Genomic DNA, 14975 nt, shown 5'->3' with positions numbered 1-14975 from the left:
GCTCTGGACCTGGCCGGACCCGTTCGATCCGGGTGGACGGGACCGGTCAGGGAGCGTCCGTTCGTCGGCCGCGACGCGGAGCTGGACCGGCTGCGGCAGGCCGCCGAGGTCGCCTTCCGGCACGGCCAACCGACCCTCGCCCTGCTCAGCGGGGACCCGGGCGCCGGCAAGACGGCACTGGCCGAGACGCTGACCCGACGGCTCGCCGCCGACGGCTGGGCCACGGCGTGGGGCCGCAGCCCGGAGTACGAGGGCGCCCCGGCGGCCTGGCCGTGGACACAGATCACGGACGCGCTCGCCGGACCGACCGCCCCCACCGACGGCGCTGGCACCGACGACGCGGTCGATGGCGCCGGGGCCACGAGCGACCCCGCGGTGGCCCGGTTCCGCCGGCACCGCGCGGTGGCGTCGCTGATCTCCGCGGTCGCCGACCGGCGGCCGGTGCTGCTGGTCCTCGACGATCTGCACCGCGCCGACGGGGACACCCTGGACCTGCTGACCGTGCTGCTCACCGGCCCACAGCCGGCCACCGGGCCGGTGCTGATCCTCGGCACCTACCGGGCCACCGAGATCAGCCCGGAGCTGACCGCCGCACTGGCCCGGGCCGCTCGACTGGAGCCGGTGCGGGAGTACCTCGCCGGCCTGTCCGCGCCGGCGACCGGTGACCTGGCCCGCGTCGTCGCCGGGGCGGAGCTGGACCCGCCCACCGTACGGTTGATCCACCAGCGCAGCGGCGGCAACCCGTTCTTCGTACGGGAGCTGGCCCAGCTGTACGCGGTCGAGGGCGGCCGGGCGCTGGCGGCGGTGCCGCCCGGGGTGCGCGACGTCATCCGGCATCGGCTGGCGCAGCTACCCGCGCCGACCCGCACCGTGCTGCGGCAGGCGGCCGTACTCGGGCGGGACCTCGACCCGGAGGTGCTCGGCGCGCTGGCCGGCGACCCCACGACCCTGCTGGACGCCGTGGACCGTGCGTTGCGGGCCGGCTTCCTCAGCGAGCAGGAACCCGACGGGCGGCTGAGGTTCACCCACATTCTCGTCCGCGACACGCTCTACGCCGACCTGTCCGCGCCGCGCCGCGCAGCCCTGCACGCGGCCGCGGCGGAGGTGTTGCAGCGGCGCCAACCGACCGATCCCGCCGCGTTGGCGCACCACCTGCTGCACGCCGGTGGACCGGAGGCCGCCCGGAGCGCCGCCGGCTACGCCGGCACCGCCGCGGCACAGGCCGAGCGGGCCGGCAACCCGCACGAGGCCGCCCGGCTGTGGGCGCAGGTGGTCGACGCGTACGACCGGACCGGCGGGAGCGGGCGGCGCGAGCGGCTGAACGGGGTGCTCGGTCTGAGTCGCGCGCTGGCCGTGACCGGCCGGCTGGACGAGGCGCGACGGCGCCGGGCCGAGGTGATCGCCGACGCCGAGTCGATCGGCGACCCTCGCCTGGTCGCGGAGGTGCTGGCCGGCTTCGACGTGCCCGCCATCTGGACCCGCAACGACGACGACCGGCTCTCCGGGCGGATCGTCCAGGCCGCCGAGCGCGCCCTGACCGCCCTCGGCCCGACCGGCTCCGCGCAGCGCAGCCGGCTGCTGAGCACCCTCGCGCTGGAGTTGCGCGGCACCACCACCGACCGTGGCCGCCGGGCAGCGCAGGAGGCCGAGCAACTCGCCCGGACCGCCGCGGACCCCGGCCTGCTGGCCTTCGCGCTCAACGCCCGCTTCATGCACGCCTTCCACCGCGTCGGCCTGGCCTCTGAGCGGGCCCGGATCGGCGCCGAGCTGGTCGACCTGGCCGCCCGCCACCAGCTGGTGACCTTCGAGGTGCTGGGCCACCTCGTCCTGGTGCAGGCCCGCTGCGCGCTGGCCGACCCCGCCGGCGCCGACGCGCACGCCCGCGCCGCCGACCGCCTCGCGGAGCGGTACGAGCTGCCGCTGGTCGGTGTCTTCACCCGCTGGTACGCCGCGCTGCGGCTGGCGCTGTCCGGCGAGCGGGCCGCGGCGGCGGACGCGTACCAGGCGGCTGCCGACGGTCTGCCCACCGACGCGATGCCGGGCCTGAGCCGGGGGCTGCTCCCGCTCGCCCTGCTCGGGCTGCGCCTGGCCGGTGCCGTCGACCGGCCGGAATCCGGGCCGGACGGCGTCGTCGACCAGCCCGTCCCCGGGCTCCACGGCGAGGACTGGGCGGGCCTGGATTGGGGCCCCCACGAGCCGTGGGTCCGACCGCTGCTGCTCGTCGCCGCCGGCGACCGGGACGCTGCCGGAGCGGCCCTGCGCGCCCTCCCGGAGGGACCGCACGATCTGCTGCGCGAGGCGCGGCTCTGCCTCACCGCCCGCGCGGCGCTCGCCCTGGGCGACCGGGCCACCATGGAACGCGTCGCCGCCGAACTCCGGCCGGCCGCCGATGAGCTGGCCGCCGGCAGCGGGGTGCTCACCGTCGGCCCGGTGGCCGGGCACCTCGCCGACCTGGCCGCCGCCCTGGGCCGCGACGACGAGGCGGCCGGGCACCGCCGTACCGCCCGCGCGGTCACCGCCCGGGCCCGCGCCGCCGCCTCCCCGGCCTGATCGGAGGCTGCGGGATCACCCGCCGCCCCCGGCGACTTGCCGGTTCGCCGGGAACCGACCGGCGGCGTGCGGTCAGATGGAACCCGGCGGCGCGGCCACCGTCCGCCGTGGATCAAGGGGGTACGCGTGGAGGCGCTCGTCCTGATCGTGGTGCTGGGCGTCACCGTCCTCGTCGGCACCACGCTCGGCGGCCGGTACAGGGTCGCGCCACCCGTCCTGCTCATCGCGTTCGGGGTGCTGCTCGGGCTGGCGCCGCCGCTGTCCGAGCTGACCCTGGAGCCGGACCTGGTGCTGCTGATCTTCCTGCCGGCGATCCTCTACCGGGAGAGTCTCACCATCAGCCTGCGTGAGATCCGGGCCAACTTCCCGGTGATCGGGCTGCTCGCCGTGGTGCTGGTGGTGCTCACCATGGTCACGGTGTCGCTGACCGCGCAGGCGTTCGGGGTGAACCCCGCCGCCGCCTGGGTGCTCGGGGCGGTCCTCGCGCCGACCGACGCCGCCGCGGTCACCGGGCTGGCCAAGCGGCTGCCCCGGAAGCTCCTGACCACCCTGCACGCGGAGAGCCTGATCAACGACGGCACCGCGCTGGTGCTCTTCGCGGTGACCGTGGGTCTGCTCACCCGGGAAGCGGAACCCGGCGCGCTCGGGATCGGCGAGGAGTTCGTCGGCGCCAGCGCCGGGGGAGTGATCGCCGGCCTGCTGGTCGGCGGCGCCGTGGTGCTGGTCCGCAAACGGCTCGACGATCCCCTGCGCGAGGGCGGGCTGAGCGTGCTGACGCCGTTCACGGCGTTTCTGCTCGCCGACGCGGTGCACGCCAGCGGCGTGCTGGCGGTCGTGGTCGCCGGGCTGGTGCTGGCCTACGCCGGTCCCCGGGTGATCCGCGCCCGGTCGCGGGTGCTGGCGTACGCGTTCTGGGACCTGTCCACGTTCCTGATCAACGGTGGGCTGTTCGTCCTGCTGGGCACGCAGATTCCCCGGGCGGTGCGGAGCATCACCAGCGCCTCGCCGCAGCGCGCGCTGACGATCGTGGTGGTGGTCACCGTGGTCGTCCTCGTCACCCGGCTGCTCTTCGTCTACGTCACGGCGGAATCGGTGAAGCTGCTGGACCCCCGAGTGGCGCGCAGGGGCCAGGGAGGCGGCGGCTGGCGGGTCGGCACCGTCGCCGGCTGGTCGGGTTTCCGGGGTGCGGTCTCGCTCGCCGCCGCCCTGGCGGTCCCGACGGCGACGGTGTCCGGTCAACCGGTGGCCGAACGCGACCTGATCATCTTCGTCACCTCGCTGGTGATCGTGCTGATCATGCTCCTTCAGGGCACCACCCTGCCGGTGGTGGTGCGCTGGGCGGGGCTGGTCGGCGACCCCGAGCGGGCCGACGAGTTGCGGCAGGCACGCCAGCGGGCCACCGAGGCGGGCCTGGCCGCGCTGCCCGGGATCGCCGAGGAGGTCGGCGCCGACGAGGAGGCGGTCCGCCGGCTGCAAGCTGAGTACCAGCGGCACCTGGAGGACGCCAACGAGGGCACCGGGCGTACCGCCGAGGAGATCCGGATCGAACGCCAACTGCGCCTCGCGGTCCTCGACCACAAACGGCGGGAGATCACCCGGTTGCGTGACAGCCGGGAGATCGACGATCTCGTGCTGCTCGACCTTCAGTCGGGGCTGGACAACGAGGAGATCCGCCTGCTGGGCCTCGAGAAGACCGATTGATCGCGGACGCCCGACGCCGACGGGAGTCGGGGGTGGGCCGAATCGACGGTGAGCCGACGGATTGGTGACAGTTCCCGGAACGCGTGTGGGGGCGCGGGCCGGAAGGCCGCCCAGGTACGGTGGACACGGTTCGGCGTTGGTCGATGCGTCCGGTCCGCGAGGGGGTGCCCATGACAACCGGGGCGACGGATGCCGACCTGCGGGTGGTCACCGAGCGGGAGTTCCTCGACGAGCTGACCTCGGTCACCCTCGAGCGCGGGGCGACCGAATTCCTCTACCTGATGGCACAGGGCGACGGCGTCATCGGGGTGCAGTGGGAGCAGCCCGGCGTCGACCATCTGCGCCGCTACCGCCTGCGGGAAAACGGTGGCCCGCCCTGCCCGCACTGCACGATCTTCGAAGCGGTGCTGGCGCTGGCGCCCGTGCTGCCACTGGACCTGATGCGGACCGCCCGCACCCGACCCCAGTACGAGACGGTGCTGCGCACCGGCCGGGTGCCCCACCTGGCGTTCGCCCGGCCGGTCGGCCAGCCCGGTGCGAGCTGGCTCGGCGACTGCCACGCGGTTCCCGGCGACCCGCACACCGACGCCGACTGCCCGCGGCACGCCGTGCCCGCACCGAGCGGCGACCCGCTGGACCTGCGCCTCGGGTCGCTGCCCCGAGCGATCCGGGAGCTGTACCCGCACGACGCCGCCGCGACGGCGGACCTCCAGCAGCGGCTGCGGATCGCCCGGGACTGGCGGGCCGACGCGCAGGCCGTCGCGAGCGGAGTCCGTGAGGCGGCGGCGACCTGGGCGTTCCTGCGCAGCTCCTGCGTGCTGGGTGTTCCGGTGCCCGGCGCCAACGGTCTCGTCCTCACCCTCTCGCCGGCTCAGACCCCGGACGACCGGCCGTTGGCCGAGCTGCACGCCGCGGCGGTTCGCGCGCTGCCCACCGGCGGCCCGGTGGCCTACCGGGATCGGGCCTGCCTGGTGCCGGAGCCGGCCGCGGGCGCCCAGCGGATGCCGTCGTACGCCGGCGCGCTGGACCTCACCGGTGCCGGGCCGGTGCGCACGCTGCGGCTGCCGGCGCCCCGCCGGCCGCTGAGCACCACCGGCCGGGGCGTTCTGCTGCTCTACGAGGCCCGGCACGCGATGGGCCGGCACTTCGCGAGCGCGCCGGTGCGTGACGACGCCTACTGGGAGTCCGAGGCGGCGTTGAACGTCTTCGAGTTCACCCTGCTGGAGCGGGTGGCCGGCCGGCACTACCAGGAGGCGGTGGCCGCCTACCTGCAGGCCGTGCGCCGGGAGGGCGACCTGCTCGCCCGCCCGCACAAGGTGCTCGACCGGCGCCGGCGCAAGGCGTTGTCGTCGGCTTTCGGCGGGCTGGACGACGAGGAGTTGCACCTGTGGGCGTCGGTCGCCTACCGCAACGCCATCCTGGTGCTGCTCGGCGACCTGAAGGCGTTCGCCGCACACCTGCGCCGCCAGGCCGCCTGACGCGAGGAAAGGCCCCTTCGGGGACGGTTCAGAGCACCTGGGCGAGGAACCGTTGCAGCCGGGGATGCTCGGCCCGCTCGAAGATCGCCTCCGGCGGGCCGGCCTCCAGCACCACGCCCCGGTCCATGAAGGCGACGGTGTCGGCGACCTGCCGGGCAAAGCCCATCTCGTGGGTGACCACCACCATGGTCATGCCCCCGGCGGCCAGGTCGGCCATCACGCCGAGCACCCCCTTGACCAGCTCCGGGTCGAGCGCCGAGGTGGCCTCGTCGAAGAGCATCACCTCCGGCCGCAGCGCCAGCGCCCGGGCGATCGCGACCCGCTGCTGCTGACCGCCGGAGAGTTGCGCCGGCCGGGCGTCGGCCTTGCCGGCCAGTCCCACCAGCTCCAACTGGGCCCGCGCGACGGCCTCGGCCTCGTCCTCCCCGAGCTTGCGCAGCCGGCGCAGCGCCAGGGTGACGTTGCGCAGCACGCTCATGTGGGGAAAGAGGTTGAACTGCTGGAAGACCATGCCCACCCGCTGCCGCAGCGCGTCCGGGTCGTCGCGCAGCACGCTGCGCCCGTCGAGCAGCACGTCGCCGCGGTCCGGCTCGATCAGACGGTTGATGGTGCGCAGCAGAGTGGACTTGCCCGACCCGGACGGCCCGATCACGCAGGCTGTCGCGCCGCGTGGCACGGTCAGGTCGACGCCGCGCAGCACCCGGTTCGGTCCGAAGGCGAGGTGCACGTCGCGTACGTCGAGGCTGACCGAGGTCGTCGTGCTGGCGGTCATCGCCGGTCCCCTTCCGTCGCGCCGGACAGCGCCGACGCGGTGTCGTCGTCCTCGTCCTCGTCGATCGGCGCGGTGGCCGGCCGGCCGTGGCGCAGCCGCCGGTCGATCCAGTTGACCGCGTGCGTCAGCGGAACGGTCAGCGCCAGATAGCAGAGCCCGGCCAGCAGCAGCGCGGACTCGTTGCCGGTGGTGGCCGCGTAGTCCTGCCCGATCCGGAACAGCTCCCGCTGGCTCGCCACCAACCCGAGGAAGTAGACGAGGCTGGAGTCCTTGATCAGCGCGATGAGCTGATTCACCCAGGCCGGCAGCACCCGCCGGATGCCCTGCGGAATGATCACCATCCGCATCGCCTCGGACCAGGAGAAGCCGAGCGCCCGCGCGCCCTCCAGCTGCGCGGCCTCCACCGACTGGATGCCGGAGCGGAAGATCTCCCCGATGTACGCCGCCGCGATCAGCGACAGCGCCAGAATGCCCAACGGGTAGGGGTCCGGTCCCCAGACCTGCATGCCCAGCGGCGCGAGCCCGACGCCGATCAGCAGGATCGTCGCCGCGGCCGGCAGCCCGCGGAACACATCGGTGTAGACGCGCGCCGGCCAGCGCAGCCACCGGCTGCGGGAGATGCCGGCGACGGCCAGCAGCAGGCCCAGCACCGAGCCGAGCAGGGCGGCGGAGACCGCCAGGATCAGCGTGTTGGGCAACCCGACGGTCAGCATCTCGGGTAGCGCCTCGCGCATCGCGTCCCAGTCGAAGAACGTCTCCCACAGGGTGCTCAACGGATCCATCGGTCGCCTCTCCTACCGCCCCGCTCGCTCGTCACCGGTTGACTCAGGACGCAGCCGACGCCGACGCCGACGCCGACGGTGCGGCCGGCACGGTCACGGTGCCGCTGCCCGGCTTGAAGTCCGCCGGTACCGGTCGGCCCGGGTAGTACTGCGCCTGCAACCGGCTCCAGGTGCCGTCCGCGATCACCTCGTCGAGGCCCTTGTTCAGCGCCTCCCGCAGCTTGTCGCTGCCCTTGGCGACGGCGTACGCGGTCGGCGCCGGGCTGAGCTGCTTGGCCGCCACGGTGATCTTGCCGTTGCTGTCGGTGGCCGACTTCTCGCCGATCTCGGCCGGGGCGATCCACGCGTCGGCGGTGCCCGCCTTGAGCTGGTTGATCGCGCCGTTGTAGTCCGGCACCCGGACCGGGTCGAGCCGCTCGCCGGTGGCGTAATCGTCCTGCACAGTCCCCTGCACGACCACGACCCGCTTGCCGGCGAGCTGGTCGAAGCCGGTGATCGGTGAGCCGGCCGGCACGTCCAGGCCGAAGTAGCCGAAGTCGTAGCCGTTGCCGAAGTCGACCGTCTTCTTGCGCGCCTCGGTAATGGTGATCGAGGAGCTGCCGACGTCGAACTTGTGGTTGTTGACCTGGGAGAGCAGCGCGGAGAAGTCGGTGCCGACGAACTCGACCTTCAGGCCGAGCTTGCCGGCGACCGCGGTCAGCAGGTCGTTGTCGAAGCCGGTGAACGTGCCGTCCTTGAGGTACACGTTCGGCGGGGCGTCGGTCAGCGTGCCGGCGCGCAGCACGCCCGGCTGCGCCAGGCCGTACGGATTGCCGGCGGCGTCGGACGAGGCGTCGTCGCCGCAGGCTGTGAGAGCGGTGGCGGCCAGGATGGCGGCCGCGCCGAGGGCCGCGGCGCGGGTCAGGGCAGGAAGGATTCGCACAGGTGTCTCCGAAGGTTGCGCAGCGGCGGGCACAGACGTGCGCCGCCGACGGTGCGCCCGGTCAGGGGCGTACCGCAGGGAATGGGTTCGAAAATGGGGTGCGCTAGGACGCGGCGCGGCCGGGACAGGCGGCGCTGCACACCCGCATCATGTCCACGTGCCGCCGCCGGGTCAGTGCCGGTGGTGGCCAGCCGGTGCGGGAATCCGCGGCGTCGGCCGATGGGGTGCTGCTGCTGAGGATGCGCATGGTTCTCCCGGGTCTGTGCTGACCTGGGTGCCAGGCCACGCTTGCACCGACGTCGTGCCGGTGCCTGGTCTTCACCCGGGGCACCCCACCGCGGAGGAGGGTTGCCGGCCAGCGAGCCGGGGCTTCGCGCTGGCGCTCATGACCTGCGCCGAGGCTAGCAGCCCGGGGAGGTGGATCGTCCAGTCGTTATGACCACGCTCACCGTCCGCGACGGACGTCCGGCCGGCAGTCAGCTGGCGTGCACGTGCGGCCGGCGTCCGGGGTCGGGTTCCTGGCGGCGCAGGATCTCCCGGGTGATGGGGGCGATCTCGCCCTGGCCGAACGCCAGGTAGCGCAGGAAGTTGCCGGCCGGGTTGCCCTCGGTCCACTCGAAGTAGATGTGCGGGCACCGCCCGGCCCGGTCACGGATCTCCAGCAGCAGGGCGGCCACCGCGCTGGGCACCGATGAGCTGGTCAGGCTGAGCACCGGGTACCGGTCGTGCTGCACGCTGCCGCGGATCAGCAGCTCGGTCTCGAAGTCCGACGGATCGGTGACCGTCACCTCGACGAAGATCACGGCGCTGTCGGCCGGGAAGTCGTTGTCCGCGATGGTCTGGGCGAGCTTGTCGCGATACTCCGCGCGGTCCCGGGTGGCCGGCTCGTGTGCGATGAGGCGGATGCGACGCCCGCCGCACTCGTCGATCAGCCGGGTGGCCTCGTCGTCCAGCTCCACCCGGTCGACCCGGAGCTCGAAGGCCCGCATCAGCCGGGACAGCAGCGACACCACGATGATCCCGCCGATGAAGCAGGCCGCGATCTTCACGCCGTCGGGACGTTCCACCACGTTCGCCGCGGTGGTGTAGAGAAAGGCCGTCGCGATGATTCCGAACGCGACCGTCCGGCCGCGCTGGCGCCGCCGCCGCGCCGCGAGGGTCACCGCCGTCGCCGCCGACGTGATCAACACGAGGACCCCGGTGGCGTACGCGCCGCCCTGCGCGTCCACGCTCGCCCCGAAGGCGACAGTGATCAGGAACGCCACCGCGGTGAAGACCAGCACCAGCGGCCGGACGGCCCGGGCCCAGGTCGGCGCCATGCCGTAGCGGGGCAGGTAGCGGGGTACGAGGTTGAGCAGCCCGGCCATCGCCGAGGCCCCCGCGAACCAGAGGATGCCGATGGTGGACAGGTCGTAGACCGTGCCGAACACCTCACCGAGGTACTCGTGCGCCAGGTAGGCCAGCGCCCGGCCGTTCGCGGGCCCACCCGGCTCGAACGCCTCCGGCGGAATCAGGACGGTGGTGGTCACGCTGCTGGTGACCAGGAAGACACTCATGATCACGGCCGCGGTGGTGAGCAGCCGACGTGCGCCCCGGATGCGGCCCAGCGGGCGGTCCTCCGAGTCCTGCCGATCGCCGCGGATGTGCGGCATCACCGCCACCCCGGTCTCGAAGCCGGACAGGCCCAGCGCCAACTTCGGGAACACCAGCAGCGAGAACCCGATCACCAGCAGGGGATCGCCGTGGCTGGTGGTCAGCGCGGTGGTCCAGTCCGCGACCGCGCTCGGGTGCGTCACCACCCGCCACAGACCGACGGCGATCACCACGGCGTTCAGCGTCAGGTAGACCGCGACCAGGACGATGGCGATCCCGATCGCCTCACCGAACCCCTTGAGGAACACCGCGCCCAGCAGCGCCACCAACAGCAGCGTCACCAGGACCTCGTGTCCCTTGAGTCCGCTGGGCCAGAACGGGTTCTCGTCGATGTGCGCGGTGGCGTCGGCCGCGGAGAGGGTGATGGTGATGATGAAGTCGGTGGCCGCGAAGCCGAGCAGCACCAGCACGAACAGCTTGCCCGGCCAGTAGCTCAGCAGGCGTACCAGCATCGCGATCGAGCCCTCGCCGTGCGGGCTCTCCACCGCCACCCGCCGGTAGACCGGTAGCGCGCCCAGCAGCGTCACCAGCACCAGCACCAGGGTCGCCACCGGCGAGAGCGCGCCGGCGGCCAGCGCGGCGATGCCCGGCTGGTAGCCGAGCGTCGAGAAGTAGTCGACGCCGGTCAGGCACATCACCTTCCACCACCGATGGTGGCGATGCTCCGGCGGGCGCCCGTGCGGGCCGTGCCGCTGCACCGTCTGCTCCGAACCGCCGTCGAGCAGCCAGGCCCGCAGCCGACCGGTCCGGCGGCCGGCGCGCCTGTCGACCTTCATCGGCGCTTCCCCCGTCGTCCGCCCACGGTCACCGCGAGTATCCGCCCGCCAGCCCGGGCGAGTCGGCCGGTGCGGGGATCCCACCCTCCCGGGCACCCCCGGTCGGGCGGCGCGTCGGAGGGTTTCGGGCCGTGGGCACGGGGGAAGCAGCGCGTCCCGCCCTGGACCTGCCCGGGCGGTTCGGGCAGTCGTCGGTTGGTGCGTTCGGGAGGGAGCGGGTCATGGTCGGCGGCCGTCGGTTCCGCCCGGGCGGTGGCTTCGGCCGTCGGCTCGACGAGCACGAGGTCCGCGTCGGCGAGCCGCCGCAGAACGAGCCGACGACACCGCCCACCGGCGGCTTGGTCGACAGCGCCGTCTACGTCCGCGGGCACCGGTTCGCGTCGCCGGACGGTCTCGCCGAGACGTACCGCTGCCTTCAGGAGCAGGACGGCGCGATGGCCTGGATCGGGTTGTACCGGCCCGACATCGACCAGATCACGTCGCTGGCCCGGGAGTTCCGGCTGCACGACCTGGCGGTGGAGGACGCGATCAACGCCCACCAGCGGCCCAAGCTGGAACGGTACGGGCACACGCTCTTCGTGGTGCTACGCGCCGCCCGCTACGACGATCAGCGGGAAGAGGTCGAGTTCTCCGAGCTGCACCTGTTCATCGGACCCGGCTTCGTGATCACCGTCCGGCACGGTGAGGCACCGGACCTGGCCGCGGTGCGGCGGCGGATGGAGACCGACGCGCAGATGCTCGCCCAGGGCCCGGAGGCGGTCCTGTACGCGATCCTCGACCAGGTCGTCGACGGGTACGCGCCGGTGGTGGCCGGGTTGGAGAACGACATCGACGAGATCGAGACCGAGGTCTTCGGCGGCGACCCGAACGCCAGCCGACGCATCTACGGGCTCAGCCGCGAGGTCATCCAGTTCCAGCGGGCCGCCCGCCCGCTGCTCGCCGTGCTCGACGCGCTGGCGGCCGGCGCCGGCAGTTACGGCACCGACGAGGAACTGCGCCGCTACCTGCGGGACGTGACCGACCACCTCACCCAGGTGGTGGAGCGGGTGGACGGCTTCCGGCACCTGCTGCAGAACATCCTCACCGTCAACGCCACCCTCGTCTCGCAGCAGCAGAACGAGGAGATGCGCAGCCTCACCGCGGCCAGCTACGCGCAGAACGAGGAGCTGAAGAAGGTCTCCTCCTGGGCGGCGATCCTGTTCGCCCCCACGCTGATCGGCACCGTGTACGGGATGAACTTCACGCACATGCCGGAGCTGAACTGGCGCTACGGCTACCTGTTCGCGCTCCTGCTGATGGCCCTGGTCTGCGGCAGCCTCTACCTGATCTTCAAGCGGCGCGGCTGGCTGTGACCGGACCGTCGAAGGTCACTCGATGCCACGCAGGATGTGCCGTTCGTCCTCGCTGTCGTCGTCGCCCGCGCTGATCCGGCCGAGCAGCACGGCAGCGGCCCAGATGGTCAGGGGCGTGGCCGCTCCGGTCATGCCGCCGCCGGTCCGGTCGTCCCGGGTCTGGCTCCGCTCCGTACGCGGTGGCCTGCGCTGAGCCTGCATGGGCACTGCCTCTCCTCGTCGAAGCCGCCCCGGGCGACGCGGCGTGCGCTCGCGCCTCTCCGGCCGGGCCACCCGCTTGCGGGCAGGTCGGTGCAGCAGCCATCTCGCACCATCCCACGCCCAGGCTCGTCCGTACCCCTGGTTTTCGGTTTCCCGACTCTCGCCGTACCGGGACGATCACCACCGGTGCAGCTGAGCCCAGGCGGCAGCGCGGGCCAACGCCTCCGCCCGCCGGCGTGCTGTGGACTGTCCGGCACGGGGATCGACGCCCTCGTTGCCGCGCCTCCTCGTCAGCAGTGCGAGCACATTCAGTCCTCGCCGCCGTCGCCGATCGACACCGTCGGGCATGATCGCCTCCTCGCCCCCGGCCCGCCCCGTGCGGGCCGTCCATCGGTACGACGGAGCTGGCGCGCCGATCCCGACATCGACGCCGGGGCCGCGCCGATGTCCTGATCGGCGATGCCGCTCCGACGTCTCAGTGGGCGCGCACACGAAGCTCGTGCGACCGTCGTGACCGGGCAGGAGAGGTGGACGATGAAGTACCTGTTGTTGATCTACAGCTCGCCGGCGACCTGGCAGGCACTGCCGGGTGAGCAGCGGGAGGAGATGGCGCGCGAGCATGCGGCCCTGGTGAACGAGTTGATCGCCTCAGGCGAGTACCTCGGGGGAAACGCCCTCGCGGACGCACTGCACGCTCGGGTGGTCCGGATCCGGGACGGCGCCCGCAGCGTCACCGACGGCCCGTACGCCGAGGTGAAGGAGCAGCTGGCCGGGTACGACCTGGTCGACTGCGACAGCGTCGAGCGGGCCACCGAGATTGCCGCCCGGCTGCCGGAGGCGCGGCTGTTCGCGGTGGAGGTCCGCCCGGTGATGGAGTTGAACGGCATGGAGATGTGAGCACCGCTGAGCTGATGGAGATGCTGCGCCGGCTGTCGCCGCAGGTTCTCGGCGCGCTGATCCGGAACGGGGGTGGGTTCGACGCCGCCGAGGACGCGGTCCAGGAGGCGCTGCTGGCGGCCGCGCAGCGCTGGCCGATCGAGGGTCCGCCCCGCAATCCGCGGGGATGGCTGATCACCGTGGCGGCCCGGCGGTTGACCGACCAGCACCGCGCCGACGCCGCCCGGGCCCGACGCGAGGCGGCGGCGGTGGCGCTGATCCCAGCCGACGACCTCGTGGCCCCACCGGCAGATGCGCCGCCGGCCGTCGTGGACGACGACACGCTGACCCTGCTGTTCCTCTGCTGCCATCCCGCGCTGACGCCCCCCTCGCAGGTGGCACTGACCCTGCGCGCCGTCGGCGGGCTCACCACCGTGGAGATCGCCCGGGCGTTCCTGGTCCCGGAGGCGAGCATGTCCCGGCGAATCAGCCGGGCAAAGCAGCGGATCCGGGATGCGGGGGGCCGCTTCGGCGTGCTGGCCGAGCCCGAGCGTCACGAACGGCTCGACACGGTCCTCCAGGTGCTCTATCTGATCTTCAACGAGGGCTACACGGCCAGCGCCGGTCCGGCGCTGCACCGCACCGAGCTGACCCGCGAGGCGGTGCGGCTCACCCGGCAGGTCCGACGGCTGCTTCCCGACGACGGCGAGGTGGCCGGGCTGCTGGCCCTCATGCTGCTCACCGAGGCCCGTCGTCCGGCCCGCACCGGGCCGGACGGTGCCCTGGTGCCGCTGGCCGAGCAGGACCGGCGGCGCTGGAGTGCAGACCTGATCCGGGAGGGCATCGCGTTGGTCACCGGGACGTTGCCTCGCTCGGTGATCGGCCCGTACCAGGTCCAGGCCGCCATCGCCGCGGTGCACGCCGAGGCCGGGCGCGCCGAGGACACCGACTGGGCGCAGATCCACGCGCTGTACGAACTGCTGGAGCGGATCGCGCCCAATCCGATGACCACGCTGAACCGCGCGGTGGCGCTGGCCATGGCGCGCGGGCCACATGCCGGACTGGAACTCCTGGCCACCCTGGACGCCGACCACCGGCTCGCCGGGCACCACCGGCTCAGCGCTGTCCGCGCCCACCTGCTCGAGCTGGCCGGGGACCACCCCGCGGCCCGATCCGCCTACCTGGACGCGGCCCGGCTCAGCACCAGCCTGCCGGAGCGCCGATACCTGGAGGATCGGGCTGCCCGACTCGGCTGACCGGCACGGGTCGGCTGTCGGACGGCGGTTGTCGCCCGGCCGCCGTGGCCGCCAGGCCTGACCTGTGGCCACGGCGGCGGGTCAGGGCAGCGGGTGGGCGATGCCGCGGGCGTGGTCGGTGAGCGCCGCGCCGACCACGGTCGCGGCCACCGGCAGCACCTCCAGGCAGCGGCGCACCGCGGCGGCCATCAGCGCGTTCGGCACGCGCATGGAGAGCGTGCAGTGCGGCACCCAGCGTCCCGGCTGGTAGTGCTCGACCAGGGTGATGCCGGCGGCGGCGAGCCGATCGTGCACCAGCCGGTGATGGGCCAGCAGCTCCGGGGTGACCGTCGGGCCGAGCCACAGCACCCTGCCGACGAACTGACCGGCGTGCTGGAAGTCGAGCCGCAGCGGTGCGGCCACGACCGTGCCGCGCAGCGCCGCGGCCACCTGCTCGGGGTCGAAGCGGGGCGCCACCGCGAACGAGACGTGCGGGCGGTGGCGCTGCTCCAGCAGCGACCGCATGCTCTGCACGCCCTCGGCCTCCAGCGCGTCCCAGAGCACCCGGATCCGGCGGGTGGCATCCGGGTCCAGGTACAGCTCCAACGCGGCGACCACGTGATCACCGTAACGGCAGAGGTTTGTCCGCCGGTCTCGGCGGTACCTGATCGGAAACA

The 14975-nt window shown here is 73.4% G+C and carries 12 protein-coding genes and 1 riboswitch; of the genes, 6 read left to right on the top strand and 6 right to left on the bottom strand.

Going from position 1 to position 14975, the window contains the following annotated elements; all coding sequences use genetic code 11:
• The 3 genes from EAD89_RS19230 to EAD89_RS19220 form a co-directional block, all read left to right on the top strand.
• On the top strand, nucleotides 1–2550 hold a 2550-nt coding region (locus tag EAD89_RS19230), incomplete at its 5' end, for an AAA family ATPase (RefSeq protein ID WP_147458836.1).
• A gap of 126 nt (nucleotides 2551–2676) precedes the next feature.
• Nucleotides 2677–4251, top strand: a complete 1575-nt coding sequence (locus EAD89_RS19225; RefSeq protein WP_121676705.1) for a Na+/H+ antiporter — start codon at nucleotides 2677–2679, stop codon at nucleotides 4249–4251.
• A 170-nt stretch (nucleotides 4252–4421) separates the two neighbouring features.
• A complete protein-coding gene (locus EAD89_RS19220) occupies nucleotides 4422–5729 on the top strand; it encodes a hypothetical protein (protein ID WP_121676704.1) in 1308 nt (435 codons plus the stop codon).
• 28 nt (nucleotides 5730–5757) lie between these two features.
• Here EAD89_RS19220 and EAD89_RS19215 read toward each other — a convergent pair whose 3' ends face one another.
• The 4 genes from EAD89_RS19215 to EAD89_RS19200 form a co-directional block, all read right to left on the bottom strand.
• Nucleotides 5758–6501: an amino acid ABC transporter ATP-binding protein gene (locus EAD89_RS19215; protein ID WP_121654344.1), complete on the bottom strand. Its 744-nt coding sequence runs from the start codon at nucleotides 6499–6501 to the stop codon at nucleotides 5758–5760.
• Nucleotides 6498–7283: an amino acid ABC transporter permease gene (locus tag EAD89_RS19210; RefSeq protein ID WP_121676703.1), complete on the bottom strand. Its 786-nt coding sequence runs from the start codon at nucleotides 7281–7283 to the stop codon at nucleotides 6498–6500. Before EAD89_RS19210 ends, EAD89_RS19215 begins: the two co-directional genes overlap by 4 nt.
• Nucleotides 7284–7326: 43 nt before the next feature.
• Nucleotides 7327–8205, bottom strand: a complete 879-nt coding sequence (locus EAD89_RS19205) for an ABC transporter substrate-binding protein (RefSeq protein WP_121676702.1) — start codon at nucleotides 8203–8205, stop codon at nucleotides 7327–7329.
• Nucleotides 8206–8484: 279 nt separating this feature from the next.
• Nucleotides 8485–8596, bottom strand: a riboswitch (SAM riboswitch).
• 85 nt (nucleotides 8597–8681) lie between these two features.
• Nucleotides 8682–10634, bottom strand: a complete 1953-nt coding sequence (locus tag EAD89_RS19200) for an amino acid transporter (protein WP_121676701.1) — start codon at nucleotides 10632–10634, stop codon at nucleotides 8682–8684.
• Nucleotides 10635–10855: 221 nt separating this feature from the next.
• Between EAD89_RS19200 and corA the strand changes: the two genes are divergently transcribed.
• A complete protein-coding gene (gene corA / locus EAD89_RS19195) occupies nucleotides 10856–11986 on the top strand; it encodes a magnesium/cobalt transporter CorA (protein ID WP_121654340.1) in 1131 nt (376 codons plus the stop codon).
• Between the two features lie 15 nt (nucleotides 11987–12001).
• Here the strand turns inward: corA and EAD89_RS19190 are convergent, their stop codons facing one another.
• Complete coding sequence (locus tag EAD89_RS19190; protein WP_143728595.1) at nucleotides 12002–12193, bottom strand: hypothetical protein; 192 nt, start codon at nucleotides 12191–12193, stop codon at nucleotides 12002–12004.
• A 528-nt stretch (nucleotides 12194–12721) separates the two neighbouring features.
• On the opposite strand from EAD89_RS19190, the gene EAD89_RS19185 reads away from it, so the two are divergent.
• Both EAD89_RS19185 and EAD89_RS19180 read left to right on the top strand, forming a co-directional pair.
• Entirely contained in the window at nucleotides 12722–13084 is a 363-nt protein-coding gene (locus EAD89_RS19185) for a YciI family protein (RefSeq protein ID WP_121676700.1), read from the top strand.
• A 14-nt stretch (nucleotides 13085–13098) separates the two neighbouring features.
• Nucleotides 13099–14319, top strand: a complete 1221-nt coding sequence (locus EAD89_RS19180; RefSeq protein ID WP_121676712.1) for an RNA polymerase sigma factor — start codon at nucleotides 13099–13101, stop codon at nucleotides 14317–14319.
• Nucleotides 14320–14400: 81 nt separating this feature from the next.
• Here the strand turns inward: EAD89_RS19180 and EAD89_RS19175 are convergent, their stop codons facing one another.
• Nucleotides 14401–14916 carry a 2'-5' RNA ligase family protein gene (locus EAD89_RS19175; RefSeq protein WP_121676699.1) on the bottom strand — a complete coding sequence of 172 codons (516 nt, stop codon included), beginning with the start codon at nucleotides 14914–14916 and terminating at the stop codon, nucleotides 14401–14403.
• Between the last annotated feature and the right edge of the window lie 59 nt (nucleotides 14917–14975).

The sequence above is a fragment of the Micromonospora sp. BL4 genome (genome assembly GCF_003667505.1).
Classification (GTDB): Bacteria; Actinomycetota; Actinomycetes; order Mycobacteriales; family Micromonosporaceae; genus Micromonospora.
The sequence above is the reverse complement of the archived record's forward strand: the minus strand, read 5'-3'. Positions and strand labels throughout refer to the sequence as shown.